The sequence below is a fragment of the Micromonospora sp. RV43 genome, from assembly GCF_001029515.1.
GTDB classification, from domain to species: Bacteria; Actinomycetota; Actinomycetes; order Mycobacteriales; family Micromonosporaceae; genus Micromonospora; species Micromonospora aurantiaca.
This window is the reverse complement of sequence record NZ_LEKG01000006.1, coordinates 67,789-94,227: the sequence shown is the minus strand read 5'-3', so window position 1 is coordinate 94,227 and position 26,439 is coordinate 67,789. Positions and strand designations below refer to the sequence as shown.

Below are 26,439 nucleotides of genomic sequence, written 5' to 3'. Positions count from 1 at the left end.
TGCCCGCCCCGGGCTTCGGGCCGCCCACCTCACCCGGCCCGGAGAACGACGGCGGCTTGACCGAGCCGGCGCCGCCCGCCCCACCACCGAGGTTGGCCGAGCCGGGCGGCTTGACGCCCGGCGGTACGACACCGGAACCGAGCCCGCCCGGCAGGCCGCCCCCACCCGGTACGCCGACGCCCGGGAAGCCGACGCCCCCCGGGCCGTTGATGCCCGGCGCGTCGAATCCGGGCAGCCCGCTGCCGCCGCCGGGGGTGGGACCGCCGATCTCGCCGGGGCCGGAGAACGACGGCGGGGTGACGCCGCCCGGCCCCTGGCCGGAGCCCGGACCACCGATGCCGGCCAGGTTCGGGGGCGTGATGGTGGGCACTGTGATGTTCGGCGGCGTGGTGAACCCCGGCGTGGTGATGCCGCCGACGGGTGGCGGGGTGAACCCCGGCGGGGTCAGTGTCGGCGGGGGTGTGAGGTTCGGCGTCGTGAGGTTCGGCGTCGTGAAGTTCGGCATCGTCGGCGTGGTGATGCTGGGCGTCGGCATGGTGATGCCGGACGTCCCCGCCTTGTCGGTGGTCATCTTGTACTGCTCGGCGACCGTGTGGACGACATCGGCCATCTGCTGGGCCATCGGCTTCTCGTACTCGGTGCCGCTGATCGGCACCGGACCGCTGCCGCTGCCGACGCCGTTCTGGGAGGCGATCGTCGCCCAGGCGCCGTCCAGGTAGGAGATCGTCTGCTGGGCCCAGGAGAGGTGGTTGGCGGCGTCGTAGAGCTGCGACGGCAGCGACGTGACGTTGGTCGAGGAGTTGATGCTGTTGGCCGCCGTGGTGGAGTCCGGAACCGCGCCGCCGGCGAGGTGCTCGGCCTGCTTGCCGAGCAGGTCGGCGTAGAAGTTCATCTTGTCCCGGAACCCGTTGGCCGCCGGACCCTTCCACGCCTTGTCGTCGCCGACCATCGAGGCGACGGCGGTGCGGATGGTCTGTTCGAGCCAGATCAGCAGGTCCTGCGTCGCCTGGAAGGCCCGGGCGGCCTCGACCACCGACCCCACGTTGACGCGGCCGGCCGCGTACTTCAGGCCCTCCTCGCTGAACACCGCGGCGCCGCCGTTGACCGAGGCCATGAGCTTGCGCCAGCCCCGGGTCTCGGTCGCCCAGGTCCGGTAGTCGTACAGGTCGCCGACGGGGATCACCTTCGGGGGGAAGGTTCCTTCCGGCTCCGCCGGGTCGTTCCACCCGTCGAGCTTGGTGTCGCCGAGACCGTTTCCCATGCCCCGTCCCTCTTCGCGAGCTGCCGGACCTGTCCGCCCGCGTCAGTTGCCGTCGGTCTTGATGATCTTCTGGCCGTAGGTGCTCAGGTTGTCCAGGCCCTTGAAGGAGTCACCCATGATCTCGCCGAGCTTGTCGGTGGTCAGCGCGTTGAGTTCTTCGAGGTTCCGGTAGTCCGCGGCCATCTTCAGCAGGGCGGTCTGCACCGCGAGGAGGGCGGTGTTCATGTTGACGAGCATGTCCTTCATGTCGCCCTTGACGCCGCCGTCCTGGGCCGTCGCCCCGACGACCGCCTGCCGCAGCACCTCGGCCCGGGCGAAGGCACCGGGACGCGGGTCGATCGCGCCCACCTGGTCAGCCGTGGTGAGCAGGATGTTCCCGGCACCGGTGATCTTGCCCAGGATCTCCTTGGCGAACCACTCCAGCGCGGCGGTGTTCACCGCGACCCCGCTGGTCGAGGCGGTGTCACCCTTGAACGTCGGGTTGATTCCCGGCGGGGTGAAGCCCGAGTTCGTCGGGGTCTTGTCCTCGTCGATCCAGTCGGACTTGTCGGTGAACGCGGGCGGCGTCACGTTCGACGGGTCGGTGATCTTGTCCTTGTACGTCTTGACGAGGTTCCGCCAGCCGTCGGTGTCGAGGATGTTCTTGTCGTACCACTCGCGGGCCTCGATCCACTCCGGATGCTCGGCGCGGACCTCGTCCTTCCACCGCTCGTAGTTCACCCCGGTGCGGTTGTTCTGGTGCTTGTTGTAGAAGGCCATCCAGGAGTCGTACGCCGCCTGGGTGGTGCCCTCCGGCTTTCCGATGGCGGCGTCGCCCATGCCGTAGGCGTTCATCGCGCTGATGGCTTTGTCGTTGGGGTATCCCCAGTCAATGCGGGCCAAGGAGCTCACTCCACTCGGGTGTCGACGGCGGAACGCTGGCACAGACCCCAGCGGCCCGGGTCGTCTAGCTCACCGGGCCGGGGACGGACGACGCCGGCCGCCACGCCGCGTCCGCGGCGGCCGTCCGGCGGTTCAGCCGCCGCGGACGTCGTTCCAGATCATGGCGTGACGCTGCTCGGTGGTGCCGTAGTTGTCCGAGATCTGCAGCAGCGTCATGCGGGCCTGCTCCAGGTAGCCGACCATCGAGTCGGCCGCCTGGTTCCAGGCCAGCTTCGAGACCTTGTACTGCTCCTGGGCGGCACCGGTCCACTGGGCGAGGCTGGCCTCGACAGTGCGCTCCATCTCCTCCAGCGACGACTGGATCTGGCCGTTGATGCGGTTCATGTCGGTCAGCACGGCGTCTGCCTGCACGAAGTCGAAGGTGTAGTTGGACACGTCATTCCTCTCGGGAGGTCGGGGGTCGGGGTACGGCTCAGATGCCCGGCAGGGCGGCGCCGAAGGAGTTGGCCACGCTCGACGCCTCGTCCTCGGCCGTCTGGTAGCCCTTGGTGGTCACGCCCATGACCTCGAGCATGTTCAGCAGCTCGTTGATCACCCGCTGGAACGCGTTCTCCCAGTTGTCCATCGCCTGGTTGAAGCCCTGCGACGCCTGGCCGGTCCAGGAGGAGATCAGGATGGCCATCTGCCCGTTCACGGCCCGCAGCTGGCCGGTGAAGGCGGTGGCCTTGTCGGAGAACTCCTGGGCAGCCCGCTGCATACCCTCTTCGGTGGTACTGACGGTCGGCATCGTCACGGCCGGACTCCTCATGTCAGGGAAAGGTGGCAGGGAAGAGTGTTGATCCGCGGCCGCGCCCCGCGGCAACCCGGTCGCGCCACCATGTCCGAACGTCACCCAACATTGCACGGCAGCGCCCCCGCAACCGCCGCCACCGGCCGACAGCCCGGGAAGAGTGGTTGCACTTTCATGCACTGATCCCCGGCCGGAGTTCCGGCGCGACGGTCGTGGCGTCTTCACTGGACCGCGACGTCGAGGGAGTGGTCCGTCGTGAACTACAGCGAGCGCATCGAAGGCCTGTTCCAGGAGTACGAACGGCAGCGCACCAGCCTCGCCGAGATGCAGGCCCGGATGAGCGCGCTCTCGGCCACCGCGACGTCACCGCGCCGCGAGGTGAGCGTCACCGTCGGCCAGAACGGCGTGCTGACCGACATCCAGTTCCCCTCCGGCGCCCACAAGCGGCTCACCACCGCCGACCTGACGCGGCTCATCATGGACACCTACGCCGACGCCAAGGAACAGGTGATGAACCAGGCGGCCGACGTGCTCGCGCCGATGCTGCCGGACGGCCTCGACGCCCACAAGCTGGTCCGGGGCCAGGCCGGGGCCGACGCGTTCCTGCCCAAGGAACCCCGCATGGTGACGAGCGTGCGGGAACTCCTGACCCGGGGGCCCGAATGATCAGCAACAATCCCGGCGGGCGGCTGTGGGTCGACCCGGACGGCGTGGAGGGGCTCGGCAAGGCGTACGAGTCGCACGTGCAGCTCTACGAGTCCTACCTCACCCAGCTGACCGCCCTGCGCGCCCGGTACGCCGACGCCTGGGGCGACGACGACATGGGCGAGCAGTTCTCGACCAAGTTCCTCCAGGGCCTGGACAACCTCGAAGCGATCATCGGCGGCGTCAAGGGCACCCTGCACTACACCGCCCAGGGCCTCAAGGAGAGCGGCCGGGCGTACCGGGAGGCGGACGAGGCCGCACTGGACGTCAGCCGGAAGATGGCCAAGGACTTCGACGGCCTGGACGGACCCACGTACGCGAGGCGGGCGGTGGCGGGCCCGGTGCTGGAGCCCACGGCGGAGGGTGAGCCGCGCCGGCCCCATCTGCTGTCCCGCCGCCTGGCGGTCGGCGAGCCGGTCGCCGAGCGGGCCAGGCTCCTCCCGCAGCAGCAGGGCACGCCGCTGCTGCCGCTGGAGCCCGCCGAGGCGCTGACCCCGCTCACCGCCGCCACTCCGGCCATCTCGTCCTACTTCGTGCGGCCGGAGTACGCGACCGCGCACGTCGGCGGCCGGCCGCTGCCCGAGGGGTACCGGCTGATCGCGCTCAACCCGTTCGAGGACGGCAGCACCCGGGTGGACGCGAACCTCTACGACTCGATCACCCCGCTGACCGGCACACCCGTCACCACGCCGGACGGCAGGGCGATCGATCCCGGACAGGGCCGGTTCTTCGTCGTCAAGGAGAACCCCTCGGTGGACCCCACCGCGCCCGGCTACCAGCCGCTGTACCTGAGCTACGCGCCCGACGGCACGCCCACCCCGATCATCCCCGGCGCCTGAGCCACCCACCCGCGCCCGGTAGGACATGCCCGACTTCCACATCCCCAACGACCCGCAGTGGCAGTGGGCGTACGACCTGATCCTCGTCGCCGTCGGCGAGGAGTACCCGAAGGCCGACCCCGCCGCCCTGCGGGCCATGGGCGACGAGCTGTACGCGCTCAGCAGCACCATCCTCAACGGGATGGGCGCGACCGCCAACCTCGGCTACGGGCTGGCCGGGAGCCTGTCCGGCCCGGCGATGGACGCGTTCCAGCAGTACCAGGTCGGTATCACCAAGAACGTGCCGGCCGGCGGCAACATCGCGCTGGCACTGGGCGGCTCGGCCTACAACTTCGCGCTGGACTCGGAGAACACCCAGTACAACATCGTCATCGCGGCCTTCACCCAGGTCGTGGAGATCGCCATCGCGCTGGCCTCCGGCTTCGGCGCGGCGGCGGTGCCCGCCCTGATCAAGATCGGTCAGGAGATCGTCGGGGCGCTGATCAGCCTGTTCCGCCAGCGCCTGCGCAACATGCTGATGCGGCTGGCCTGGGAGGCGTTCCAGGAGGGCCTGGAGGAACTCTGGCAGAGCGCCGCCGCCCAGGTCACGCAGATCATCGAGGGCAACCGTAAGTCCCTGGACTACAAGGACATGGCGATGGCGTTCGCCGGAGGCGCGTTCATCGGCGCGGGCGTCAGCGGCGTGCAGATGATCGGCGGCAAGTTCTTCCCGAAGATCAACAACAGTGTCCTGTCGCGGGAAGGGCTGTCGGCACTCGCCGAGACGCTGTTCGAGGGCCTGTTCACCATGATGGTCGGCGGCGGCGGCTTCAACCCGTGGGCCACCATGACGTCGTCGATGATCGGCGGAATGGCCCACCACTACGCCACAGTGGTGGGCCAGAGCTACGGCCCGGGCGCCGGTGCCGACGCGCCACCGCCGACGATCGAGACGAAGAACCTCACGACCACCGCGCCCACGCCTCCGCCCACCGCCGTGGACGGACCGCCCGTGCCCCCACCCGCCGGCTCCTCCGCCGGCCCGGGCAGTCAGGGCGGCGGCCCGGGTCCGCAGCCCTCGGGCGGCCCGGTCGCCGGAGGCGGTGCCGGTCAGGGGTCCGGCCCGGGCGACACCGGGGGTCAGGGGCCGGCGCATCAGGGCTCCGGTGACCAGGGCCCGGGCAACCAGGGCACCGGTCAGGGCAGCGCCGGAAGCACCGCTCCGGGCAGCCAGCCTCCCGGGGGCCAGACCGCGGGCGGCCAAACTGCGGGTGCTCAGACCCCGGGCGGTCAGACCCCGGGCGGTCAGACCCCGGGCGGTCAGACCTCCGGGGGCCAAAGCGCGGGCGGTCAGAACGCGGGTGGCCAAACTGCGGGCGGCCAGACCGCCGGGGACCAAACCGCAGGCGGTCAGACCCCGGACACTCAGACTCCGGGCGGCCAAAGCGCGGGAGGTCAGACCGCGGGCGGTCCAACCGCGGGAGGTCAGACCGCCGCCGGTGGTCAGGTCCGCGACGGGTCGCAAGCGGGCGTATCGAACGGTAGCGCGAGCCCGGACGGCGTCGGAGGTCAGACCCCGAGCGGGCCCGGCACGGCCGGTCCGGGCGCCGGCGCCGACCCGCGTGGGGTCGGCGGTGTCGCCACGGGGACGGGCCCGGCCGCAGGCGGCGAGGCCACGGCACCGCGCGCCGACTCCACGGGTACGCCGGGCGGCAACCCGGCGAGCACCGGCACCGGTACGCCCACGACCGGCATCCCGGCAGCGGGCGCCGACGTCGCCGCGCCCTACGGCGGCGGACTTCCCGGTTTCGACACTCCGACGTCGAGCGGCGGAACAGCCGGTGCCGACACCCCGGCACCCGTGACCTCGCCCGCCACCACTGCCGAGCCGGTGGCCGTCCCGGCCGGCCCCGCACCGTCCACCGCCACGCCGAGCGCCGGCACCGCGAGCACCACCGCACCGCCGACCACCGTCACGCCGAGCACAGCCGCACCGAGTACCGGCACCGGCACCCCGTCTGCGAGCACGCCGTCGACCAGCCCTCCGACCAGCGCGCCGAGCACCGGCTCGTCGACCACGAGCACCCCGGCCGCCGGTACGCCGTCGTCGAGTTCGACGACCAGCGGCCAGCCGACCGCTCCCCCACGCGACGTCGTCGGCGCCGCGCCCCCGCCACCGATGGCGCCCGTCGACGGCATCTCGGTCGAGGGCCCGGCCGTGGTGGCTTCCCCGACCACCGATCCGGGTGTCGGCACGCCGTCCACAGGGGAGCAGGCGGTCGCGGTACCAGGCCCGACCACCGACGCCGCATCGAACGACGTCCACTCGGACGCCTCGGTGGACGCCACCGCCGACACGGTGGCGGAACACGCCACGGACACGAGCGCCGTCGGCACCGCACCGACGCCGGACGGACCGACGGCAGGACAGGAGGACACCGCCGAACCGACGCCGGACGGGTCGCGAAGCGTGCAAGCGCCGCCGCTCGCCGTCGCGGACCCTGCCGCGACCACCCGGGCCGAGCGGAGCCCGCAGTTCCGGCAGGCCAAGGCGAGCGCGGAACCGAAGCGGCTGCGCACCGAACGGTACGTGCCCTGGAAGGACACCGTCGTCCCCGGCACGCACCTGCTGCGCGGCGAGATCACGACTATCGACTTCACCACCCGGGAGTTCACCGCCGACGGCAGGGACTACCGGTCGTTCGACGTACACCTGGATCTGGTCTCGAAGAACGACCAGATGTCCCCCCGGGAGTTACGGGACTTCGCGGAGACGGTGCAGCGCACAGTCGACGAGATGGTCAACGGCCGGTACACGCTGCCCGACGGCCGGCTGCTGCACATCGACCTGGTCGTCGACACGCCCCCGTGGCGCGACGGTATGACCCGCGACTGGCAGGCGGATCCGCGCCGCAACCCGCCGGTCGAGGTGACCTCGGAGACCGGGGTGAGCACCGACCAGCACCTGTGGAACACCGGGGACCGTCTCTCGGCGATGGTGCACGAGGTGATGCACTACCTCGGGGCCAAGGAGGGTCACCAGGCCCCCGAGCACCTGTTCACCACAGTCGACCGTCCCGGGGTGATGGGCCTCGCCGTCGGCCGGTCCCACGACTCAGGCCGTCGACCTGACCCCGACGGACCTCTCACCCGCCACGCTGCGGCACCGTGACCCGAGGCCCTCGCCCACCCCCGTCGGCCAGAGGCTGAACGAGAAGTACGGCGTCGTGCACGTCGTGGACCAGGGGTCGCCCGGCGTGGGACACCAGGCCGCGACGGTCGCGATGCTCGACGGGCTGGCCGCCACCGGCTACCGGGGCACTGTCGTGCTGACCTATCCCGGCAACAAGACGCCCTTCTACGCCGAGCAGCTCGGCCGGCAGGAGGAGTTCGAGACACCGGCGGGCTCGTACGACCTGTTCCACCGGGAGTGGACCGGCCACCGCGGTGGGATGGACGTCGTCATGCGACCGCAGGGGCCGCCCGGCACCAATGAGAAAGCCTGGAAGACGACGGACTGGCCCGGCGCGCCACGGGCCAAGGCGTGGCAGGTGGACCGGCAGAAGGGTTTCCGCGAGAAGAAGATCCGCGAGCAGGGCAACACCCAGAGCCTGCGCATGGACGAGCTCGCCGCCCGCCTGCTCCCTGACGGCGACGTGCTGACGGTGCTGCCGGCTGTCGACGTACCGAAGAACGACGACGGCTCGGAGTGGACCGCGGAGCAGAAGCGGGAGTGGTTCCAGCAGGCGTGGGCCGGTCCGCTGCGCGACGCCGCCCGTGGCAGGGACCACGACGTCGTCACGCTCCAGCCCTTCCTGTGGGACCAGTTCCCCCGGCAGGTCCGCAGCACCACAGGGACGGTCGAGGCGGAACTCGACGAGACCTCGACCGGGGTGCCGTCCTACCGTCGCCCGCCGCCCTCCACCCGGCCGGCCGCCCGGGACGTCATCACCGCCACCGGGATCCCCGGGGCCGACGACCTCGCGGCAGTGGTCGACGACGACGCCACCGACGTGGTGCTCGTCTACTACGGCGACACGCCTGACACTCCCCCGCACCAGGAGGTCGTCGACCGGCTGGCCGCCGCCGCCCGGCCCGGCCGGAAGACCGTCGTCCTGGTCCTCGGCGACAGCGAGCGCGGCTTCACCACGAGCAACGCCGACGTCCACGTCGCGGCACTGCCCCGTGTCACACCGGAGCAGATGGCCGGGCTCCGCGACCGCGCCACGCTCGTGGTCACCGAGGGCGCGAACACGTGGCAGGAGGCGCTCACGGCGGGCAGGCCCACGCTCTCGGTGACCGGATCCGTGGGTGACACCCGGCCGTGGGATCACGAGCCCGCGTCGGTCCGGAACGACTCCGCCCAGGGCGGCCACGACCTGCTCGTGAACGCGTCGGAGTACCTGCGGAACGGCGGCGACCCCGCCACGGTGCGGGACTTCGTCCAGGACGACGACGGCGGCGTCCGCACGTACTTCGACGGGTGGCGGGACGCGCTCGGCCAGACCGGCTCCGACCAGGTCGACCAGGCCCTCGCCACGGTCACCGGCCTGCCGCTGGACCCGGACGCCCGCCCGCGCACCGACGCCGCGCCCGGCGCTCCCCCGGTCGACAACACCCTGCGCGTCCCGGGAGTCCTGCCGGACCGGTTCCCCACGCCCAAGACCCGCGACGAGATCGCCCGGGCACGCGCCGAGCAGCACGACACGGCGCCACGGCGGATCGCGCACACCAGCGCGTACGACGTCATCGACCGTGGGCTCCATCCCGACACCCGCGTGCCCGACGTGGTCGCCCGCTCGTACGAGCAGGCCGGCCTGACCGTTCCGGCGGGCGACCGGCCCCGCCTGCGCCTCGACGCGGTGGACAACCGCATCGCGTACGACCATCGGGTGCTGGACCTCGGCGACCGCAACGTGCAGGACTTCACGGTCAAGGTCTTCCTGGACCCCCGGGACGACGCGGCGGCGGATGCCCGGCCGGACGTGGAGACCCGGGTACGCGACGCGGTCGACGCGATCTACAACCAGGGCTTCCGGATCGGCGCCGATCAGCTCAACGTCACAGTGGAGTTCGTGACCCGGCCGAGCGAGGCACACGCCGTCGTGGCGCTGCACGGCACCCCGTCACCGACCACCCAGACCACCTGGTCGACGCACTCCTCCGACCTCGACCTCGCGCACGAGATCGGGCACTTCCTCGGTCTGCGCGACGAGTACTCGGTGGCGGACCGCGCCCTGGACGGCACCTTCGTCCAGGGCGACAACTCGCTGATGGCGACCACCACGCGGCAGCCCGGCAACGATCCGCGGTTGCTGGCGCGCAACGTCCGCCGGATCGCCGGTCAGCAGCGCGACGTGCTCTCACCCGACCGTGGCGGCTTGCCGCCCCGGACGGCGCCGGTCCGGTTCGAGCCGGTACGGGTGCCCGGCGGCCGCAACGCGCGGTTCGACGAGCTGACCCGGCACACCCGCGACGTCGGTCCGGGCAACTACCGGCAGGAGACTGCCGACCTCAAGGACGACGGCGCGCCCATCGGGTTCGTCGTCAACTCGATGCTGCCCGCCGACGACGTCGACCAGATCCCCGAGGTGGTCCGCGCCGTCACCGAGGGACTCGCCCCGGGCACCACAGTCGCGTTCGTCTTCGGCGTCAACACCACCGCCGAGGTGCCCGACCTCGCCTTCCGGGACGCGGTCGCCCGGGCCGCCCGGCTCGCCGAAAGCCTCGACGTGCCGGTGGCGGTCAACGGCTACGCGGTCGGCACGAAGAACGGGAAGTTCCCGTACGGCCGCACCCGCAACCAGGTGCTCCGCGACCCCGACACGGTCGCCGCGATCCAGGGCCTCGCGCAGGGCGGTCCGGACGGCGAGGCCCGGCGCTACCCGTACGTGTCGATCCAGGACTTCGACAGGGGCGCCCGGACGACCTCCGACGGCACCCACGTGTTCGACCGCATCGACAGCCGGACCCGCTTCGACCCGGACGCGACCGGACCGCAGGACGAGCCACCGGCCCGGCCCATGATGATCTCCGGCGGATACCGCGTCGGCGACACCGAGGAGCTGATCCGGCGTACCCGGGAACGGCTGGACCGACGCGCACGCGACCACCGGGCGAGGATCGCCGGCCTCCCCGCGGGCAGCGAACGCACGACCGAGCAGCAGAAGCTGGCCGCCGTGCACAACGGCCTCGCCAAGCTCGACACGCAGGCCGGGCGGGACGCCTTCGTCCGGGACTTCACCACAGCCGTGGACGAGGACATGCGGTCCCGGGACCGGCAGGCCACGGTCCACCCGATGCTGCCGTACTCGCCGGAGCCGAACCTGTTCGTCGACGGCCTGCTCACCCTGGGCCGGCCCGAGGTCCGGTTCGGCGACGCGGGCGCGGAGTTCCTCCTGCTGGCCGAGAGCCTGCACCGGGCGTACGGCGAGGAGCTTGCCGTCGCCCACGGCGCGGCGACGCCGGCCGGCCTGCCGGCGGACGTCCTCACCGTCGACGTCCAGGCCGACTCGCAGAACAACAGGCATCCCGACCGCGACCTGGCCTTCATAACGGACTTCGTGGGCGCCGCCACGCCCACCGACCTGTCCCGGCTCGCGGCCGACTTCGCCGTCGGCAACTTCCTGCCGCAGTCGCACGCCGTGCCGACGAACGTCAACCGGCAGCTGTTCTACACCGAGGGCACCGGCTTCAAGGAGTACCGGGCCGAACTGCGCAGGCCGGACCTCGCCGCCCCGAAGCCGTTCGCCGCGCCCACCGACGCGGTGCCCGGCCCGTCGTGGACGTGGCAGCAAACACTCACGCCGCAGCAGCTGCGGCAGCTCGGCGCGCAACCACACAACAGGTACGTCACCGCCGTCTCGCTGCCGGCGCCGGACACCACCACGGCGCCGGACGTCCCACCCGAGTTCGATCCCGACCTGGACCCGGCACGGCCGGCCCGGACCGTGGGCCTGCCGGACAGCCAGCGCCTCGTCGCCGCGCACCTCGTCGCGACGTCGAACGACTCCGGGACCATCCAGCAGGAGTTCGCCGCCGCCACCGCCGTCGCCGACCGTGGCGGGCTCGACCGGCAGTCCGGCTCCCTCTACGACGCGATCGCCGCCGCGCTGCCCGACGGTGACGCCGACGACCTGCGGATGCGCACGCTGCACGCCGGCCGGGACACGATGAGTCTCGACGAGGCCGCGGCGATGCGGCAGCGCAACCCGTACGACAACGGCCACTTCGTCCGGGCCGTACTCGCCCCCGACCCCGGGGGGCAACGCCGCGACACGCCGGTCGACGACGCCGAACGGCAGCGCATCGCCAACGCGCACGACGTGGTCGAGTTCGCCGCCGCCCGCGGCACCCAGGTGCACCTCGTCGTGTACGACGACCCGGCCGGGACGCCGCGCGACTACCCGGTGGTCGGCGCCCGGCCGCGTGGCCGGCTGGAGCTGCTCCGCACGATCGACCCGTCGGGTCACGTCACCTACGCACGCCATGTGCCACCTCCGTCGGCCCCGGCGAGCGACACCGACAGCGACAGTGACAGCGATTCCGGCGGCTTCGACCTGTTCGGCGACGACGACGGCTACGGAGGCTTCGACGGCGGCTTCGACGACGACAGAAGCGACGACAGCGACGACGGTCTCGCCAGGTCCACGCCGGCCGACGACCCGGCCACCCGGTCGGCCGCCGACGACACCACCACCACCGCAGAAGAGACCGCCGCAGAAGAGACCACCGCCGCGGAGGACACCCCGGGCGAGACGTCGTCGGCCACCGGGACCACCGGGCCGCTGCCGTCGCCCGACGCGGTACGTCGGGGCCTGCCCTCCTACCTGCGGGAGAGCCGCACCCTCGGCCTCGCCGAACAGTTGCGCGCCACCGAGAACGCGGCGCTCGGCGCGGCGCTGCGGACCCTCGACCCCGGCCTGTCCGACGACGTGGTCGCCGCCGTGGAGGCGGACAGCCGCGACGACGTGGACCAGTTCCTCGGCGAGGGCCGCCCGTACCCGGTCACGATCGACGGGCATCCGGCCGAGCTGCGGGTCACCGCCGTCCTCGACTGGGACGCGCTCACAGTGGACCGGGCCCACGACGACCCGCGCAAGGTCTCCGCCAAGAACCGGGAGAACCTCACCCACACGCTGCGCCACAACCGGGACCGGCGGGTCGAGCCGAAGGTGACAGTCACCGCGATACCCGGTGTCGTCGTCGGCGTCGGCGGCTCGGTGCCGACGGCGCCCACCACCGAGCACTCCGCCGCCCACAAGGACACCTACACGTCCACCACCACTGTCAAGGTCACCGGATTGACCGAGGTGACGGTGCCGATCCGGTTCGTCGCAAGGCTCGTGCGGCCCGGCCGTCCCGCCGTCGACCCGGTCGAGACCTCCGGCAGCGTCGCTCTCGCCGTACACACGGGGTTGCGGACGGCAGACGCGACAGCGCCGGCCGCCACGGACCGTGCGCTCGGCGCGCCCGTGCCGGACCGGTTCGGAGTGGAGAGCGTACGCAGCCGGCCGGCCGATCCGGACGCCACGTTCTTCGACCAGGTGGAGGCGATCCTCGCCGAGGACGGCATGGCCGACCTCGTCCGGATCGGCGCGCCCGGCCGCCCGGTGATGCAGAAGCTGCTCAGCGACGCGACGTTCTCCGGCAGCCTGCCGGCGATGGTGGCCACCGACCCGGCGAACGTCCACGACGGCTGGGTCCGGTCGGGTTCGCTGCCGCGCGCCGCGCGCACCGGCTGGCGGCGCTTCTTCCCGGGCCGCGCCCGGCAGGTCGAGGTCCGCCTGGTCGCCCGGCACGTCGAGGAGGTGGAGCGGGTCGACGGGCTCACGCACGTCGACACGTCCGCGCTCGCCGCCGAGAGCACGAGTGCCGCCGCCACCAAGCGGCAGTGGGGGCTGTGGGGCCTCGCCGGCGCCGGAGTGGACGCCACGCCGCTGAGCCTGGTCGTCGGGCCGCGGGTCGGCGGCGGCCGGGAGCGTGGCGCCACCCGGACGATCACCGAGCGGACCGGCGGCAAGCAGACGGTGACGGGCACTGCGCCGGGCGTCCGCTACCGGGTCGAGTACGGCGTCCAGGTGCGCGTCCTGGGCCGCGCGCCGCGGATGCTCTCCGGTTCCGTCGACGCGCTCCAGTGGACCACCGGCGACCGGCTGCCCGGCACCGCCCTCGACCCGGACGGCCGGGAGTGGCGCGGACGGCGCGGCACCGACCGGACCCACTTCGCACCGGCGCGCATCGAGCGGGGCGAGTCGTTCGGCGGCGCGTACCTGACCCGGGTCGGCGACCGGAGCCTGTACGAGACGGTCGCCGACGCGATGCGGTCGGTGCCCGGTCACGACCGGTTCCGCCTGGCCACCCGCGACGAGACGCTGCGGCACTTCGGCGACCAGCAGCTCGCCGACGGGCTGACCCCCGAGCTTCAGGCGGCACTGACCCGGGCCACCGACCTGCGCACGCAGCTCTCCCCCGACCAGCTGCGCCACCTGGCGGACCGGATCGTCGGCCCGGGGTTGAAGATCCCGCTGATCCGTACCGGCACGTTCCACGACCACGTCACGGTGGTGACGATCAAGGGCAGCCTCGGCGAGGTGTCCGACGGCGACCTGCTCGACCACGACAAGATCGGCACCGCCGCCAAGCGGACCGCCAGGTCCACAGTCACCAGCGCCCGCGAGGACAGCCGGTCGGCCGAGCTGAGCCTGGAGCCACGCATCCTGGGCCCGCTCGGTCAGGCCGCCTCGACGCTGCTCGGCGGACCGCGCGCCGCGGTCACCTGGGGCACCACCGACGAGAGCGCCGTCACCGGCGGGCAGTCCACCGAGAGCGACCACGGGCCGGCGCTCGACGACGAGGGCAAACCCACCGGGGTACGGCTGCGCGAGTTCGCCGCCACCCTCGACCTCACCGTCACCACCACGTCCACGGTGCGGGTCAACCAGGCGGGCCGGCAGCTCTCCCTCGGCACGTACGGCCGGGACGTGCCCACCGTCGTAGCCGCATCAGAGCAGCGCCCCCGCACGCACCGCCTCGACGTGCGCATGCTCGTCCCGGAGTCGCGGGTCTCCCGGCAACGCCCCGGCGCGGAGCCCAGCCCGGTCCCCCGCGACGTGGAGACCATGGCGTACCCGCCGCCGCTGAACCGGATGACCGGCGGGCCGCACGACCTCGACGGACGCCGGGTGGAGTCGTTCGTCGGCGCCGACCGGTTGCAGGACGCGGTGGTCGAGACGCTGCGCGAGGCGAGCCGGGACGACGTCTACGCGGTCGAGGACGGCCGGATCTCCACTGTGGTCGCCGACGAGCTGTCGCCCGAGCGCCTCACCGGTGACGCCGAGCTGTTCAGCCGCCCGCTGGCGCTGAGCAACCTGTGGCACGGACGCCGTGCCGCCGATGCCCGCGCCGACGTGCGGGTATGGCTGCGCCCGACCAACCCGGCGGTGCTCGACGGCGCCGAGTTCGCCCGCGTCAAGCGGACCTTCGCCAGCGGCACCGCCCGCAAGACCACTCACGCGCGCGCGGTCGAGCTGAGCGTCTCCGGCACCGGCGTCGCCTCGGTCAGCGGGCCGGTCGCCGACCACGGCGGCAGCACCGGCCGGCCCGGCGGCGCTGTCATTCTGTCCGTCACACCGTGGCGGCGGGCGTGGGGCCGGATCAGCGAGCGCAGCGCCTCCGGGGTCTCCAAGCTGCGCCTCGGCGGTGGCCGAGCCGAACGCGAGCTGCTGGTGCGGGTGGACGTCGAGGCCGAGGTGGTCGCCGAGGCCCGGCACGACAGCAACCTGCGTCCGCTGGGCCGCTGGCCCGGCACACCGGCCCGGCGGGCCGGCCGGCGGCTCACCCTGCCCGGCGCTGTCGTCATGCGGATGACCCCGGCGGAGCTGAAACGACTCCAGGACCGCGACCGCGCCCGCCGGCACGGCACCGCCGACGTGCGGCTGCACCTGCGGCACGCCGAGAACGCCGAGACGCTCCGCGCCGAGCAGCGCGAGCAGCTCGCCCGGATGGCGCGCGAACAGGCCACGGAACTCGGGAACCTGCTGCGGCGGCAGCACACCGACCTGCGTGACGTGCAGGCCTACGTGGACCGGGTCCGGCGGGACCGCCGCATCAGCCCGGCGGGCCGGCAGCTCGCCGACGACTACCTGGCCGATCTCCAGGAACGCCACCGGCGCGAACGCGAGGATCTGGCCGCGGCGCACGAGGCGGCCACGGACGCGCTACGGACGGCGCAGGAGCGGGAGCGGGCCGAGCAGGCCGAACAGCAGCAGCGGGAACGCGACCTGGTACGCGAGGCACAGCAGCGGCAGAACGAGGACGCCGCCGGCCCCGGCGCACCGGCCCACGCGGCACAACCGGAGTTCCGGGCCGGACCGGAACGGTCCCTCGGCATCGGCGGCGTCACCACCCACATCGACCTCACCGATCGCATCCCGCACCTGCGGCGTGCCCTGGCGCGGGAGTCGAGCGAGGAACTCGCCCAGGCGATCCTGCCGTCCACCCGGGACCGCGGCCCGGACGACCCGATCCGAGGGCTCGGCAGCACCGGTTTCCTCGGCGCCGCCCACCTGCACCTGGCCGACGCGCTCAACGGCGGCCGGAGCGAGACGGTACGGCTGGAGCGGCGTTTCCGGGGCGCCACGTACGACGTCACGCTCACCGCCGAGCCGGTGGGCGAGCCGAGCTTCACCGGCATCGACCTTGTCGACGAACTGTCCGTCACCGACCGCGCGGTCGTCGGCGAGGCGCAGACCCGCACCACGTCGCGGACGGCGGCGCAGGTCACGTTGACCGGACGTGCGCAGGGCACCGAGACCGACCGGGTCCAGGACGACGCCACCCGCACCGCCGGACACGGCCCGGCCTCCGGCACCGTCGCCGCCGGTCTCACCGGCACCGCCGCCCTCGGCAACCAGGCCACCAAGGCGATCGAGCGCACCGGCCGCACGTACGAGCAGTCGCTGACCGTGTCCGGCCCGGTGCCCACGTACCGCGGGGCGGTCCGCCTGACCGTCACCGTCACCGGGCGCGGGCTGCCCGAGGGCGGCGTGTCGGTCCACGCGGTCCACGACGTCACCACGTACTCGGCGACCGAGGGCAGAAAGCTGGCCGTGTCCGGCCCGGTCACACCGGTCGCCGCCGGGCAGACCACCGACGAGGGCCGGCGGCGATGGCGCGAGGAGGCCGGCTTCGACCGGCTGCCCGAGCCGGGCCGGTTCGCCGTCGAGGACGTCCTGGTCGACCTGCCCGGCCTGCACGATGCGGCGCGGCAGGCGCTCGTCGCCTCCGGTGCCGCACCCGGCAGGGACGTCGACGGGGCGCTGCGCGACACGCTGACCGTGAGCCGGATCAAGGCGTTGCCGGCGATGCTGAACGGCGCGTTCCCGCTGCCGATGCCAGCCGGGCTGGGCCGCGACCTGTTCCTCGACGCCCGCCTGGTGGCCCGCCCGAAGCTCCTGCGCGCGGACGCCACGGTGAAGATCGGCGGCTCGGCGAAACGCGCCGCGGACACCGAGTACGAGCAGACCGCCGGACGTTCGTTCGCGCTGAAGACGGCCGGGCCGCTCGTCGTCGGCGGCGTCGGCCATCCGGGCGGCGCGAGCCGGGTGGGCGAGCGGCAGGACTTCGCCGCCGTCAACGCGGCCACACTCGTCGAGCAGCAGCTCTACCGGACCGACCCGGGTGCCCAGGTGAAGGACGAGGGCAAGGTCTCGGTCAGCACGACCGGCAAGCCGGCCCGGCGCACCGACCCGGACGACAAGCTCACCGCCGCGGTCGAGTACGACGTCGAGTTCCGTTTCGTCGCGCGTTCCCGCGACGCCGCAGGCAGGCACCCGGCCGGCACGGAGGTCCGGGTGCCCGGCGGTTTCGTGGTCCGGCTGGACGAGGCGGCGGCCCGGGACGTCATCGGCCGGGACCTCTCCCCCGGTCTGCGCGCGTCCGCGCTCGCCGTCGCCGACGCGGCGAAGAAGCTGTCGGCCGCGGCGGCCCGCCTGGACGGCCTGGCCTCCCGGACGGACGCGGACGCCGACGCCGTCGCCGAGGCCGAGCAGTCCGTGACGGAGGCCGAGAACGCCTGGTGGGACGCCTACCGTGCGCACGAGGCCGAGGTCGCCCCGCCACCACCGGCACCCGCCCCGCCGGTGGACGTGCCCGCCGCCGAGGTGGCCACGCCCACCGCGCAGGCCCCTGTGGTCGGCGACCCGGTCGACGTCACCACCGGCCGGGTCCTCTACACCGAGGTCGACGCCCGGCTCCCGGGGCTCACCCTGGAACGGACCCACCGCTCCGACTACCGGTGGGGCCACTGCTTCGGCCCGACCTGGGCCTCCACGCTGGACCAGCGCGTCGTCACCGACGACACGTACGCGCGGTTCCTGGCCGCCGACGGCTCGATCCACACGTACCCGATGCCGGCCGAGGGCGACGAGACGCTGCCGGTCGCCGGCCCCGGCGGGCCGCTGCGCCGGCTGACCGGCGGCGGCTGGCTGCTCACCGAGCCGGGCCGGTCGCTGCTGTTCGCGCCGGCCGACGCGCACGGCGACTCCTGGCTCACCGACGTGGTCACCGACCGCACCGGGTGGCGGATCGAACGCTCCGCCGACGGCACGCCCGGCCTGCTGCTCTCCGCGTCCGGCCCGGTCGTGGTGCCGCACCTGGCCGGCGGCCTGGTCGTCGGCGCACACGTCCGCGCCGCCGACGGCACCGTCCACCTCCCCTCCTTCGGCTACGACGACAGGCGGCGCCTGGTCGAGGTCCGCAACTCCTCCGGACACGAGACGCGGCTGCGCTACGACGACGCGGGCCGGCTCGTGCGCTGGCAGGACCGCAACGGCGAGTGGTTCGGCTACGACTACGACGAGGCGGGCCGCTGCGTCCGGGCCGGCGGCGGCGGTGACGTCCTGCGCTACTCCCTGCGCTACGACGACGGCGTCACGCACGTGACGAACTCGCTGGGCCAGGTGACCCGGTACGAGTTCGACGAGCGCCACCTGGTCACCGCGATCGTCGACCCGCTGGGCGGGACGGTCCGGCAGGAGTGGGACACGGCGCACCGGCTGCTGTCGCGCACCGACCCGCTCGGTCGCGTCACCCGCTTCGACCACGAGGCGCGCACGCTCACCCTTCCGGACGGCTCGACCCACCCGGTCCCGCCGCGCCCGCCCGCGCACGCGGACGACATCGAGTTCGACGCGCTCGGACGGGTCCGGGCGACCCGGGCCCCGGACGGCGCGGTCACGACGTACGGCTGGACCGCCGAGGGGGATCTCGCGTGGCGGGTCCGCCCGGACGGCTCCACGCAACGGTGGTTCTACGACGGTGAAGGGAATCTGGTGGACGTCATCGACGCATCAGGAAGGGCGGTGAGCTTCGAGTACGGCCCCTTCGATCTACCCACGGCACGGGTGGATCAGGCGGGGAACCGCACCGAGTTCACGTACGACACGGAACTACGGCTCATCGGGGTGACGAATCCGGCGGGCCGGACGTGGCACTACGAGTACGACGCGGCCGGCCGCCTGTGCGGGCAGACCGACTTCGACGGCCGTATCCAGCGCTACGAGCACGACGAGGCGGGCCGGCTGGTCGCGCACACCGACGCCGCCGGCACCGTCACCCGCTACCGCTGGGACGCGCGGGGCCGGGTCGTGGAACGCCGGGTCGGCGACGCCGTCACCCGCGTCGAGTACGACGCCGACGGCCACGTGGCGGCAGTGCTCAGCCCGGACGCGCAGGTGCGGTTCACCCGCGACGCCGAGGGCCGGGTGCTGTCCGAGACGATCAACGGCCGGACCGTGCGCACCTCGTACACCGCCTCCGGCGCGGTCGAGGCGCGCACCACGCCGTCGGGCCGGTCGAGCCGGTGGACGTTCGACGCCGACGGCCGCCCGGAGAGCCTGACCGCCGGGGAGCACCTGCTCGGCTTCACCCACGACGACGCCGGCCGGGAGATCGGCCGGACCGTCGGCGGCCTGGTCACGCTGCGGCAGACCTTCGACGCGGCCGGGCGGCTCACCGGGCAGCACATCGCCGACGCCGCCGAGCGCCGCTACACCTACGACGCCGCCGACCGCGTCACCGCGATCGCCGACTCGCTCGCCGGTGACCAGTCCTTCACCGCCGACGACACCGGCCGCATCCGGGCCGTCGACGGGGACGTCCCGCAGCGGTACGACTACGACGAGGCCGGCAACCTGGTCGGCGCCGGTGGCGGGCGCTGGGAGTTCACCGGCACCATGCTCGTGCGCTCCGACGACGCGACGTTCTCCTACGACGCGAAGGGCCGCCTCACCGGCCGGGTCGACGACGCGGGCGCGTGGCGCTTCGAGTGGGACGCCGAGGACCGGATGGTCCTGGCCGTCACGCCCGGCGGTGACCGCTGGCGTTACCGCTACGACGGCTTCGGCCGGCGTATCGCCAAGCAGCGTCTCGGCGACGGCGACCGGGTGCTGGAGGAGGTGTCGTTCGCCTGGTCCGGTGACCTGATGCTGGAGCAGACGCACCGCGACGCCGCCGGCGCCACCACCACGACCACGTGGGACTACCGGCCGGACGCGGCGGTGCCGGTCGCGCAGACCGACGACGGCGCCGTCCTCGCGGTGATCACCGACACCATCGGCACCCCGACCCACCTGGTCGAGCCGGGCGGCGGGCTGCGCTGGTGGTCGCGGGGTGACCTGTGGGGGCGCGGCGCCGATCCCACCGCCACGCCGCTGGCCTTCCCCGGCCAGTACGTCGACGCCGAGACCGGCCTGCACTACAACCGGTTCCGCTACTACGACCCGGCCACCGGCCGGTACGTCAGCCCCGACCCGCTGGGCCTGTCCGGCGGCCCGAACCCGACCGCGTACGTCAGCAACCCGCTGACCGTGGCCGACCCGCTGGGCCTGACCAGTTGCACGCCCGCCCCGACGACGCCGCACCCGCTGGCCGCGGTGGAGCCGGCGCTCGCCGCGCCCTCCGACCAGACGCCCAGCAGCCTGCCCACGAACGCGGCACCACCGCCGCCGAGCGCGCTCTACGGCATGCCGACCTGGGTGCGGGAGGCCAGGCGCAACCCGGACGGCACCGTCACCTACGAGTACGTGCAGCGCGACACCCCGTCGCCGCCGCCGCTGAGCACACCGGTCGGGCAGGTCACCGCGCAGGCCCAGGCCTGGTTCGACACTGTCGGTTTCGCCTCGCAGACGACGCTGGCCGACACGTCCTCGACGGCGTACCAGAGCTACCAGAGCATCCGTTCCGACCTGTACGCGAGCACCGGGCACCGCCCGCGTACCGGGCCGCGCAGCAACCGGGACGGTCATTTCAACGAGCCGATGGTCGGCAACCGCCCGTACAACAACGCGGAGGGGACCGGCCTCGGCGACCGGATCGGCGCGGAGGCAGACGGCGGTCGCCGGACCGCCGGCCAGATCGCGAACTACCTCCGTGGGTTCACGGCGCTGGACTCCATCACCAGCGCCGCCGGCCGGGAGTTCGCCACCGTGGTCACATTCGCGGAGCAGGCCCGTGGCTACGCCCAGGAGCGCCACGAGGCGGCGAACGCGCTCCAGGAGATCCACTCACTGGCGAGGAGCGAACGCGCACAGCACTACTGGGAGAACGTCGGTCACTGGTACGGCCCCGCCCGTCGTGGCTACGCCAGCGAGGAGAACTACGTTCCGCCGTCGCAGCGGCCCCGGCCCGATCAGCTGATCACCGGTACCCGCAGGCCGCAGCGGACCACGACGCACGCGTTCGCCGTCGACGGCGAGCCGAGCGGCAGCCGTGACCGCACCGACCGGTCGCGCAGCCCGCGGGACCGGAGCCGCCCCAGCGGCAGCAGCCACCGGCGAGGCCGTCGCCAGGAGTACGGCTTCCAGGGGCAGCAGACCGGCCCGGTCAGCATCGGCACCGCCTCTGCCGCGACGCAGGCGGACACCACGACGCCGCTGGCCGAGCAGCTGGCAGCGGCGCAGGGCGACCCGCAGGCACAGAACCGGATCCTCGACACCTTCCGGGACGCGCTGTCCCGGGACGTCCCGTTGAGCAACGGGTCGACGTTGCAGATCATGGCGGCGAACTCGCACGGCGGCACGGCCAACACCGCCGCCGACCTCGAGACGCTCAACGACGCGGACCGGCGGCACCTGCGGCAGATCCACCAGTCCCGCGACGCCGGCAACCAGAACGACTGCATCACGCTCACGATGGCGGTCGACAGCTACAAGCAGTCCGGGCTGATCACCCAGATCCCGTCGCAGACGCAGCCGAGGGAGCTGAGCGACCTCCAGAAGCAGTACCCGGGGCGCACCACCGAGGAGGTCGGCACCCTCCAGGGGCTGGTGGACGCGCTCGGCGCCATGCCGAACGGCACCAACGGCATCGTCGGCTTCCGCACGGGCGGTCCCGGCACCGTCGGCCACGTGGTGAACGTGTCGAAGGACTCGCGGGGCCGGGTGACGTTCGAGGACTCGCAAGTGCCCGGTCTGGCGACGCTGCCGCAGATCGGACCGGACGGCTCCGTCGTCCTGATCCGGACCAGCGACCCGGTGCCCGGCCCGTCCAGCGACGTGGACATGGCCTCGGTCCGCGACGCCGACTCCGACGTCGACATGGCCTCGGTCCGCGACGCCGACAGCGACGTCGACATGGCCTCGGTCCGCGACGGTGACAGCGACGTGGACATGGCCTCGGTCCGCGACAGCGACTCCGGCGTGGACATGACGGACTTCTCGCCGACCACCGAGACGTTCGCCGGGGTGGCGCCCGAGGCGGTGGCGAAGACCACCGCGGAGACGCCGACCGTGGGTGACCCGATCGACGTCACCACCGGCCGGATGATCCTCACCCACACCGACGCCGTGATGCCGGGGCTCACGCTGGAGCGGACCTACCGCTCCGACTACCGGTGGGGCCGGTCGTTCGGCCGGGCCTGGGCCTCCACGCTCGACCAGCGGATCATCGTCGACGGCGAGCAGGTCCGGTACCTGGCCGCCGACGGCTCGCTGCTCACCTACCCGCTACCGGCGGAGGGTGAGGTGGCGCAGCCGGAGACCGGCCGGACGCTGCCGCTGCGCCGGCTGGTGGGCGGCGGGTGGCTGCTGACCGATCCGACGTCCGGCCGCAGCCTGCTGTTCGCCGCGGCGTCGCGCACCGAGTCGCTGCTCACCGACGTCACCGACGGCGGCGTCCGCTGGACGATCCACCGCGACCGCCGGGGTACGCCGACGCAGCTGCTGTCGTCCACCGGGGCCACCATCGCGTTCACCTCGTCCGCCGGACTGGTCACGATGGTCTCGCTGCCCAACGCGGCGGGTGACCTGATGGCGGCATCGCAGTTCGGCTACGACGGCGACCTCAACCTGATCGAGGTGACGAACTCCTCGGGCGACCCCGAGCGCTTCACGTACGCCGACGGGCGGCTGGTGCGCTGGGAGGACCGCAACGGCGAGTGGTACACGTACACCTACGACGAGGCCGGCCGGTGCGTCGCCACCGACGGCAAGGGTGGCTACCTGCGCCACCGGTTCGAGTACCAGCCGGGCCGTACGGTGGTGACCGACTCGCTCGGCGCGGTGCGCGTATACGAGCTCAACGACCGCTTCCAGGTGGTCGCGGAGACCGACGCGCTCGGCGCGACCACCCGTAACGTCTGGGACGAGGCGTACCGCCTGCGGTCCACGACCGACCCGCTGGGCCGCACCACCGCGAGCGAGTACGACGCGTACGGGCGGCTGGTCGCGGTCACCCGGCCGGACGGCAGCCGGTCCGTCACCACGTACGACGAAGTCGGTCGCGCGGTGTCCTGGACCGACTTCGACGGCACCACCCGCAACCGCCAGTTCGGCCCGGAGGGCCTGCTGATCGCCGAGGTGGACGCCTCCGGTGAGGTGGTCCGGTACGAGCAGCCGGCCGCCGACGGCCGGGGCACGACCACCCACGTCGGACCGACCGCCGTCGTGCACGACACGGCCCGGCAGATCACCGCGGTGAGCACCGGGCAGGGCGAGACGGAGTACACCTACGACGCGCTCGGCCGCCTGTTCAGCATCCAGGACGACACCGGTCTCACCGAGTTCGGCTGGACGCTGGAGGGTGACCTGGCCTGGCGGGAGAACCCGGACGGTTCGGTCGAGGAGTTCCTCTACGACGGCGAGGGCAACCTGGTCGAGTGGGTCGACGCCGCAGGCCGCCGGACGATCCGCGAGTACGGCGCGTTCGACCTGGTCACTGCCGAGATCGACGACGAGGGCAACCGCACCGAGTACGCGTACGACACCGAGCTGCGGCTGGTGCGTGTCACCGACCCGGCGGGTGCGACGTGGAGCTACACGTACGACCCGAACGGGCGGATGGTGTCCGAGACCGACTTCGACGGCCGCACCCAGCGGTACGTCTACGACGCCGCCGGGCAGCTCGTCGAGCGCACCGACGCGGCCGGCGAGGTCACGCACTACACGTACGACCTGCTCGGCCGGGTGGTGGAACGGCGCACCGGCGAGTCGGTGACGCGCATCGCGTACGACGCTGCGGGCCGGGTCGTCCCCGCCGAGGACGGCGGCTCGCAGGCCCGGCTGGAGCACGACGCCGCCGGCCGGGTGGCGAACGGCGCCACAGTGTCCACCTCGTCCGGCGGTTCCCTGCCGGAACCGCACACCGCTCCAGTACCCCGGCGGTGACCCGCCGCCCGCCCCGGCCGTCACGGCGGCCGGGGCGGGCATCCCGTCAGACGAACCACGACAGAGAAGGACTACCCGATGAACGCCGACGACGCCCGCACCCGGGCGCAGACCGCGCTGCGCCGGCTGGAGAACCCGGAGCAGCCGCTGACGCTGCTCGCCCCGGACGCACCGGCCGAGTACGAGTGGTGCTGGGTGTACCCGTTCAACACGGTCCGGGCCACCGAGACCGGCGACATCATGGACACGCTCGCGGTGGGCCCGCTGGTCGTGCCGAAGAACGGCGCCGAGCCGTGGGTGGCGCCGTCCGGTCCGCCGCTGGAGCGCTGGCTCAACGAGTACGCCGCGCGGGAGGGACTGCCTCCGGTGCCGGTCCCGGCCGCACCGGACCCGTTCGCCTGAGCCGGACGGACGGCCCGCCGTGACCGTACCGTCGCGGCGGGCCGCCGCCACCTGGAGGAACCATGACCCACAGCGCCGAGCCGCTCGACGTGCTGCTGCACCGGATGATGCGCGGCGACGCCGCGATCGAGCAGGTCCAGTCCGCGCTGCGCGCCTCCCCGCTCGACCTCGCGATGAACGGCGACGGCCGTCCCCTCGTCGTCCGCTCCTTCGACGACCTGCCGTGCGTGGTCGTGGCCACCTCGGCCGACGAGCGCGCCCGCACCTTCGCGCCCGGGTGGCGCCGGGTCGAGGCGGCCGAGCTGGCCGAGCTGCTTCCGGACGGCATCGACGTCCTGGTCGACCCGAACGGCCCCGAGCCGGTACGGCTGGCCGCCGCGATCGTCTGGCACGCCCTCCGGTTCGCCGACGAGGACACGGACGGATGAGCGACGACGAGTTCCTGTTCCTGCTCGACCCGCAGTGGCCGGCAGGCGAGGACGACGAACCGCCGTTCGAGGCGGTCGTCGGGGTGTGGCAGGTCGGCGCGGACGGCGAGGTGGGCGAGTTCCGGCGTAACCCGGACTACCGCCCGCACTTCCCGGACTCCCCCACCGACCCGGTCGACGCGCTGCTGCGCCTGGTCGCGGCCGGTGCGGCGCAGCCGGCTCACCTGCGGTCGGTGCTGCGCGCGTCCCCCCTGCACCTGGCCGTGAACGGCGACGGGCGGCCGCTCGTCGTCAGCGCCCCCGGCGACGAGCGGTGCGTGGTGGTCGCCACCGGCGAACCCCACCGGGAGCCGGTGCCGGCGCCCGGGTGGCGGCTGCTGGACCTGGCGGAACTGGCCGGGGTGGCCGGTGACGGTGACGTGCTCGTCAACCCGGGCGGCCCGGCGCCCGCCCGGCTGGCCGCCGCCTTCCTGCACGAGACGGCGGCGACGCGATGAGCACCGGTCTGCTGCACCTGCTCTGCCTGCGTGCCGCGGGCCGGATCCCGGACGGCGACCTCGCCGGCCTGCGTGGCCTGCTCGCCCACGGCGACCACGGCGCCTGCGCCGCACGGCTGCTCGGCGCGTTCCCGCAGTCAGCGGCGGAGATCGCGGTGCTCACCGCGCTGCTGCCCCCGGAGACGCCGCTGCTGCCCGAACCGGCTGCGGACGAGAACGTGGACGCCGAACCGACGGCCCTGTTCGTCCCGTTCCCGCCGGCCGACCTGCCGCTGTACGCGACGGCCGCGCCGCCGGTGGTGGACGAGACAGCCGGTGGCACCGTGGACGACCTCGACCGGGCCCTGCTCGACGTGCTGGACCCGGCGCGCACCGCCGGGGTGTGGCGCTGCTGGCGGATCACCCGGGGGCCGGACGGCACCGTCGACGCCGTGCGGGTCTACCTGGTCGAGGCGACGGCGACCGACGACGAACTGCCCGCGATCGCCGACCGGGGACAGCAGGCCCTCGCCGACGCCGGGCACGCCGCGCCGGTCGAGGTGTACCGGCCCGACCTGCCGCTGCCCGCGTACCAGTGGGCGGCCCGGTCCCGGTCCGCGCTGATCTGGGCTCCTCAGCCGCCCGGCGAGGTGCACCTGGCCGCCGACGGGGACGCCCGGCTCCCGGTCGACGACGACGAGATCGCGGCGTTCGTCACCCACCTGCGGTCGGCGCCCGCCCTGACCGCGCACCTGCGCACCGACGGCACCTGGGTCTGGCCGGCCGACGTGGCCGACCGGCTGCTCGACGAGGGCGCGCTGACCGACGAGGGTCTGCTGCGGCACCTGCGGCGGTGCCGGGCCGACCCGCCCGCGCCCGCCGACGCGGTCGCCGTCCACCGGGCGTTCGCCGCCCTGGTACGCGCGAGGGCGCTCTGACCGGGTGCACGAACGCCTCGGGTCGCGGTGTCCTTCGGGCACGAGCCCCGGCGCTGCGCGGCGCTCCCGTCGGCC

At 73.4% G+C, this 26,439-nt stretch carries 11 protein-coding genes and 1 pseudogene; 8 read left to right on the top strand and 4 right to left on the bottom strand.

Features of this window, described 5'->3' with window-relative positions; genetic code table 11:
* The 4 genes and pseudogenes from ABD52_RS03130 to ABD52_RS03115 form a co-directional block, all read right to left on the bottom strand.
* Window positions 1-1,261: pseudogene (locus ABD52_RS03130) on the bottom strand (hypothetical protein); the annotation flags it as partial.
* Window positions 1,262-1,303: 42 nt separating this feature from the next.
* Window positions 1,304-2,152: a hypothetical protein gene (locus tag ABD52_RS03125; RefSeq protein WP_225319862.1), complete on the bottom strand. Its 849-nt coding sequence runs from the start codon at window positions 2,150-2,152 to the stop codon at window positions 1,304-1,306.
* 123 nt (window positions 2,153-2,275) lie between these two features.
* Window positions 2,276-2,578: a WXG100 family type VII secretion target gene (locus ABD52_RS03120; RefSeq protein WP_013286988.1), complete on the bottom strand. Its 303-nt coding sequence runs from the start codon at window positions 2,576-2,578 to the stop codon at window positions 2,276-2,278.
* A gap of 37 nt (window positions 2,579-2,615) precedes the next feature.
* Window positions 2,616-2,936, bottom strand: a complete 321-nt coding sequence (locus tag ABD52_RS03115) for a WXG100 family type VII secretion target (protein ID WP_013286989.1) — start codon at window positions 2,934-2,936, stop codon at window positions 2,616-2,618.
* Between the two features lie 252 nt (window positions 2,937-3,188).
* On the opposite strand from ABD52_RS03115, the gene ABD52_RS03110 reads away from it, so the two are divergent.
* The 8 genes from ABD52_RS03110 (at window position 3,189) to ABD52_RS03075 (ending at window position 26,364) form a co-directional block, all read left to right on the top strand.
* Entirely contained in the window at window positions 3,189-3,599 is a 411-nt protein-coding gene (locus ABD52_RS03110) for a YbaB/EbfC family nucleoid-associated protein (protein WP_013286990.1), read from the top strand.
* On the top strand, window positions 3,596-4,477 hold the full coding sequence (locus ABD52_RS03105; RefSeq protein WP_047890716.1) for a WXG100 family type VII secretion target: 882 nt from the start codon (window positions 3,596-3,598) through the stop codon (window positions 4,475-4,477). The genes ABD52_RS03110 and ABD52_RS03105 overlap by 4 nt, the downstream gene beginning before the upstream one ends.
* A 25-nt stretch (window positions 4,478-4,502) precedes the next feature.
* Window positions 4,503-7,628: a hypothetical protein gene (locus ABD52_RS40550; protein ID WP_235437317.1), complete on the top strand. Its 3,126-nt coding sequence runs from the start codon at window positions 4,503-4,505 to the stop codon at window positions 7,626-7,628.
* A 55-nt stretch (window positions 7,629-7,683) separates the two neighbouring features.
* A complete protein-coding gene (locus ABD52_RS03095; protein WP_047890715.1) occupies window positions 7,684-24,120 on the top strand; it encodes a DUF6531 domain-containing protein in 16,437 nt (5,478 codons plus the stop codon).
* Window positions 24,121-24,198: 78 nt separating this feature from the next.
* Window positions 24,199-24,522 carry a YrhB family protein gene (locus ABD52_RS03090; RefSeq protein WP_013286993.1) on the top strand — a complete coding sequence of 108 codons (324 nt, stop codon included), beginning with the start codon at window positions 24,199-24,201 and terminating at the stop codon, window positions 24,520-24,522.
* Window positions 24,523-24,584: 62 nt separating this feature from the next.
* Window positions 24,585-24,950 (top strand): type VII secretion system-associated protein, encoded by a 366-nt coding sequence (locus ABD52_RS03085; protein ID WP_047890714.1) that lies wholly within the window; start codon window positions 24,585-24,587, stop codon window positions 24,948-24,950.
* Complete coding sequence (locus ABD52_RS03080; RefSeq protein WP_047890713.1) at window positions 24,947-25,447, top strand: type VII secretion system-associated protein; 501 nt, start codon at window positions 24,947-24,949, stop codon at window positions 25,445-25,447. Before ABD52_RS03085 ends, ABD52_RS03080 begins: the two co-directional genes overlap by 4 nt.
* Window positions 25,444-26,364, top strand: a complete 921-nt coding sequence (locus ABD52_RS03075; protein ID WP_047890712.1) for a hypothetical protein — start codon at window positions 25,444-25,446, stop codon at window positions 26,362-26,364. Before ABD52_RS03080 ends, ABD52_RS03075 begins: the two co-directional genes overlap by 4 nt.
* The last annotated feature ends 75 nt before the right edge of the window (window positions 26,365-26,439 follow it).

Excerpts from the sequence above, each read along its gene's own strand:
- ABD52_RS03105 (WP_047890716.1), top strand. The coding sequence starts at position 3,596 with ATGATCAGCAACAATCCCGGCGGGCGGCTGTGGGTCGACCCGGACGGC.
- ABD52_RS03085 (WP_047890714.1), top strand. The coding sequence starts at position 24,585 with ATGACCCACAGCGCCGAGCCGCTCGACGTGCTGCTGCACCGGATGATG.
- ABD52_RS40550 (WP_235437317.1), top strand. The coding sequence starts at position 4,503 with ATGCCCGACTTCCACATCCCCAACGACCCGCAGTGGCAGTGGGCGTAC.
- ABD52_RS03080 (WP_047890713.1), top strand. The coding sequence starts at position 24,947 with ATGAGCGACGACGAGTTCCTGTTCCTGCTCGACCCGCAGTGGCCGGCA.
- ABD52_RS03090 (WP_013286993.1), top strand. The coding sequence starts at position 24,199 with ATGAACGCCGACGACGCCCGCACCCGGGCGCAGACCGCGCTGCGCCGG.
- ABD52_RS03075 (WP_047890712.1), top strand. The coding sequence starts at position 25,444 with ATGAGCACCGGTCTGCTGCACCTGCTCTGCCTGCGTGCCGCGGGCCGG.